This window comes from Deltaproteobacteria bacterium (assembly GCA_016874775.1).
Taxonomy (GTDB): Bacteria; Desulfobacterota; Binatia; order Bin18; family Bin18; genus VGTJ01.
The window spans coordinates 1-4,465 of record VGTJ01000295.1 but is presented as its reverse complement, the minus strand read 5'-3'; the positions used below and the strand labels follow the sequence as shown (position 1 = coordinate 4,465).

The 4,465-nt window shown below is 56.8% G+C and carries 5 protein-coding genes and 1 pseudogene; 2 read left to right on the top strand and 4 right to left on the bottom strand.

Translation table 11 applies throughout. The annotated features are described in order from the left end of the window. Positions 1-67 precede the first annotated feature (67 nt). From FJ147_27530 to FJ147_27515, 4 genes and pseudogenes are all read right to left on the bottom strand, one after another. Complete coding sequence (locus FJ147_27530) at positions 68-748, bottom strand: hypothetical protein (GenBank protein ID MBM4259636.1); 681 nt, start codon at positions 746-748, stop codon at positions 68-70. Further along, positions 745-1,701: an integrase gene (locus FJ147_27525; protein MBM4259635.1), complete on the bottom strand. Its 957-nt coding sequence runs from the start codon at positions 1,699-1,701 to the stop codon at positions 745-747. The genes FJ147_27530 and FJ147_27525 overlap by 4 nt, the downstream gene beginning before the upstream one ends. Next, positions 1,698-2,117 (bottom strand): hypothetical protein, encoded by a 420-nt coding sequence (locus FJ147_27520; GenBank protein MBM4259634.1) that lies wholly within the window; start codon positions 2,115-2,117, stop codon positions 1,698-1,700. Before FJ147_27520 ends, FJ147_27525 begins: the two co-directional genes overlap by 4 nt. Positions 2,118-2,353: 236 nt before the next feature. Further along, a pseudogene (locus FJ147_27515) lies at positions 2,354-2,944 on the bottom strand (hypothetical protein). Positions 2,945-3,342: 398 nt separating this feature from the next. On the opposite strand from FJ147_27515, the gene FJ147_27510 reads away from it, so the two are divergent. Continuing rightward, positions 3,343-3,582, top strand: a complete 240-nt coding sequence (locus tag FJ147_27510) for a hypothetical protein (GenBank protein ID MBM4259633.1) — start codon at positions 3,343-3,345, stop codon at positions 3,580-3,582. After that, positions 3,563-3,991 (top strand): type II toxin-antitoxin system VapC family toxin, encoded by a 429-nt coding sequence (locus tag FJ147_27505; protein ID MBM4259632.1) that lies wholly within the window; start codon positions 3,563-3,565, stop codon positions 3,989-3,991. Before FJ147_27510 ends, FJ147_27505 begins: the two co-directional genes overlap by 20 nt. Positions 3,992-4,465 lie beyond the last annotated feature (474 nt).

Here is a 4,465-nt window from a genome sequence, read left to right as displayed (position 1 = left end):
CTTATAGCAGATCCCACCGCCGTCCGTGAAGTCCACACCTACTCCGGGACACTTGCACCCGTACTCGTCACCGAGCATCCAAATAAACGAGACATACGAAAGTCAACCAGCTTTGCCGGAAGGGTACGGTTTGCAGCACCTGTGCCGTACGTGGCCACAAGGGAACCGTTCGCTCTTTGCGCCCTTTGCCAAAGAATTGCACGAAACTCGTCGCTCCAAATCGCAAGTGTCGAGGCGTGAGTGCGGTGAGTTCGGAGACACGAGCTCCGGTGTTGTAGAGGGTCAATAACAGTACGTGATCCCGCCGCCCACGCCAGCACGTTTGATCGGGGGCCGCCACAATGGCCTCGACTTCGGCCCGGGTCAGAAACCCGACTAGCTTCTTCTCTTCGCGTTTGATGGGAATCGCGAGGATCTGTGTCGTCTGCGCAATACAGGAGGGATCACGCAAAGCGATCGTCCGAAACAGGGCGCGAATCACGGAGAGCCGAATATTACGCGAGCGGACACTATTCCCGCGTTGCTGCTCCAAATGGTCCAGAAACTGTAAGATGAGCGGCAGGGTCAGATCGGAGACGCGGACGGCAGACGGCGCACGCCCTGTGGTTTCCTGCACGTACGTGAGCAGTAAGCGCAGGGTATCGCGACAACTGGTGACGGTATGGGGACTGGCTCGTTTCTGCTTGGCTAAATACTCCGTGAAGAACGCATGGATATGGGGACTGACCACATCGAGTGACGCTTTCATGTCTCACCTCCTGTGCCGACAAACTGGGCAAAGCGATGGGCTGCCTGCGTGAGCAGTTCTGGCGTAGCCGTGAGATACCAGTAACTTTCCTGTGGACGGACATGGCCAAGATACACCGATAGGTGAGGCAAGGGGCCATAGACATCAAGACCAGCTTCATACCACTGCAACACTCGCTGGACGGCAAAGCTGTGACGGAGCGAATGCAAACACGGCCGCCGTGCGTCATCGCTAGTCGGCCAAAAGCCAAGCTGGCGACACGTTTGGGAGAACCACGCCCAGAGCGCATCGTGATTCACAGGTTTTCCTTTCGCCGACACGAAGAAGCGATCAGTGGTGGGACGTGGAAAGTGACGCTGTCGCAACCGTTGATACTGTCGCAGTTGAGTGGCGGTGGTGGTATGGAGTGGGACCCACCGTGCTTTATGGAACTTGGTCGGCGCAATCAGCAAGCGAGGCGGATCGGCCTCCAACTGGACATCGGCTCGGTCTAAGTGCAACGCTTCACTAATCCGCAGGCCGGTACTGGCCAACAAGCCAATGAGCGTGGCCAACGTATGAGGACGCAACGAGTCGTGCGGCTTGGCTTGCTGCGCAACCTGTACTAAGGTCACCACTTGTGCCGGCGTAAACAGAAACGGTAGCCGTCGCCTGGCACCTGCTACCAAGTGATGATCGGGCACTTCGGTCTCTGGCGCGTGGGCACGTACATACGTGAGGAAGCGCCGTACCATGCTTAAGCGTTGGGCTGGACTCCGACGCGGTCCCCGCTGACTGGGGAGACACGCCCACTCCACGGCCAAGGCAGCCCGCACTGGTTCTCCAGCTGCACGCTGCGTGACAAACTGCACGAACGCGCGCAGGAGTGAAGGTTCCTGTTGGACACGAAACCCTAATGTCGTACGGAGTCGCAAATACGTGTCGAGATGCGCAGTGAGTTGCTGTTCTGTCATTGCCCACCTCCATTCCACGGCAACGCCACCGCCGCGAGATTGGTGAAGTCGAGCTTGGCATAGAGGCCGGTGGTTTGCAGTGAGCGATGGCCGAGGACATCGGCGACCTCCTTGAACGTCGCTCCGTGCTGTACCATGAGCGAGGCGGCAGTATGACGAAACAGATGGGCCCCCATAGGAGTCCGTGGTGGAATCCCCGTACGTTCCAACGCGCGACGGACAAGCCGTCCAATACCACAGGCTCGGACCAAAGGACGAAACGGTGGCTTGAGGCGGAGAAAGACGTAGCGACTCGGACTTGTTGGTCGGGTCGTCGTGAGGTAGGAGACCAAGGCATCTCCCACTTCTTGTGACAATGGCAAGCACCGTTCTTGATGGGCTTTGCCGGGACGAACATCAGTTGGCTGGCGTGCCACTGGATATCATCGAGCTGTAGACGCGCCACCTCTCGTGCGCGTACACCGAGTCGGGCCAACAAGAGCAGAATCGCGTGATTGCGGATCGCTGCTGGCGTAGTGCCCTGTGTACTTTGTAAGACCTGTTCGACTTCGGTTCGTGTCAGCTGGGGTGGCAGCGAGGCATGCAGCCACTGGCGTGGCATGGGGACAGCGCCTTCTAAGCCAGGGGCACGATCGCCGCAGAGCACGACAAATCGCAAGGCCGCCCGGACGGCAGCAGCTGGTTCTCGACGGCCAGCACCCACACGGTGCGCGGTTTCGCGTTGCACGAAGCTGGCTACGTCCTCCGCCTTGACAGCGGGCCAGTCGACCCGCCCGGTAGGAAAGCAATACGTGAGGAACCGACGTGCAAGGCGTAGATAGGTCGCGCGGGTACTCGCGGCTGCACCCTGGACAGTACGGAGATAGTGTTCGTAGCGGTGTACCCAGCTGTCACATTCCGTCGCAGGGGGTAGCACTGCTTGCTCTGGCACGAGGCCTTGCTCCCGTAGGAGCGTCACGAGAGGTCGGAGGCCATGGACGGCTTTGGGAAGATGGCCAGACGGTAACCGACCACAGTGGCGAAGATAGCGATCAACCGTGGCGTTGGTCACCGAGGCTACCGCAATATGATGGCGTGCTAACCACTGCCCAAAGTGCGCGGTGTTGCGCAAGTAGATTCTGATAGTCGCAGCAGCATACCCTTGGGCCTGCAACGTCTGTGCGATGTGATCGACGGCAGGGCCGAGTGGGCCTTCACGGAGGCGTTGACGGACGGTGGGATGGACAATGAACGAATCGATCATACGTGTCTCCTCTCAACAGCATTCTGCTGCAGGAGCAAAACGTATGGACCGGATCATGTCGAGCCGAAAAGGCGATACTCTCTGTAAAAGCGCAACGTTTCCACTAGGATAGGAAAAGTCACTCTAAGTTATGCGGGATGATCCGGAACTCCACATGAAAGTGTGCATCGCGCATGCGCGATGCACACTTTTGGGCGTCGCGGGCCTACAACTGGTTCACCGAAGGGTTTGACACCGAGCCGTTGAAGAATGCCAAGGCGTTGCTGGAGGCATTGAGTCAGTAAGACATTTGCGATTGAGCCATCGGGTCATCCGGCCATTAAGCCATTGAAGGGCCGAAGAGGTGTGATAGAAAGCAGTAAGAATATTCTGATTTCTGATTCGCAAGAGTTGCGTGTATGCCTACTGAAAAATTAGCCGCCCGTGTGGCTGCCCTTGAACATGAGGTTGTTCGCTTAAGAAACGTACTTGAGGGCAAACGAGGAGAGGAAAAACCTTGGTGGGAGAAAATCACCGACTCCTTTGCTCGCGATCGCATGTATCAAGAAGCAATGAAATTGGGCCAACAACAGCGACGTTCCTACAGGCCTTCCACCTCACGGCAGCGCAAGGGCAGCGATGCTCGTTCTCGACACTGATCATCTGAGCGTCCTTGAGTGGGAGGCTAGCTCCACAACGCAGCGCCTCCTAGCCCGCTTATCGCGTATTGCTCCTGATCAAGCGGCTACAACCATCATTAATTTTGAGGAACAGCTGCGTGGCTGGTTGGCCTACGTGGCCCGCATGCGATCGGTGACACAACAGGTGGAAGCATATCGGCGCCTCAAACGGCATCTGGACAACTATCGAGCGATTATCGTCTTGGAGTTTGACCTTCGCGCGGCCACAGAATTCCAACGCTTGCGTAAGAGACATCGCACGCTCGGGACGATGGACCTCAAGATCGCTGCCATCGTGCTTGCCAACGACGCAACTCTCCTCTCGCGCAACCTCACTGACTTTGGCAAAATCCCAGAGCTGAAAGTCGAGGACTGGACAGCAGAATGACGAGTGAGAGAGCCGGGTTGGCTCATTTTCAGCCTGGCGTGGCTGGCATTATTGCGGTCACCTGAAGAGAAGCAAGCTGCTCACCAGATGTTATCTGACCTCTACAACTGGTTCACCGAAGGGTTTGATACCGAGTCGTTGAAGAATGCCAACGCGTTGCTGGAAGCATTGAGTCAGTGAGTCATCGGGTCATCGAGCCATTGAAGGGCAGGGATTCTCAACGACTCGATCATCAACCTACTGGCTCCAGAACCCAATGAGGAAATGCTGCGATAATATCGTGTTCAGCAATTGTGTTGACGAGGGCAGAAACTTCTCTTAGAAAACATACTCATGGAAGCATCATCGTACCCTTCCGGCAAAGCTGGTTGACTTTCGTATGTCTCGTTTATTTGGATGCTCGGTGACGAGTACGGGTGCAAGTGTCCCGGAGTAGGTGTGGACTTCACGGACGGCGGTGGGATCTGCTATAAG

Bases quoted from the DNA above. Each gene is read 5' to 3' on its own strand.
- FJ147_27525 (MBM4259635.1), bottom strand. From the start codon at position 1,701: ATGACAGAACAGCAACTCACTGCGCATCTCGACACGTATTTGCGACTC.
- FJ147_27530 (MBM4259636.1), bottom strand. From the start codon at position 748: ATGAAAGCGTCACTCGATGTGGTCAGTCCCCATATCCATGCGTTCTTC.
- FJ147_27505 (MBM4259632.1), top strand. From the start codon at position 3,563: ATGCTCGTTCTCGACACTGATCATCTGAGCGTCCTTGAGTGGGAGGCT.
- FJ147_27510 (MBM4259633.1), top strand. From the start codon at position 3,343: ATGCCTACTGAAAAATTAGCCGCCCGTGTGGCTGCCCTTGAACATGAG.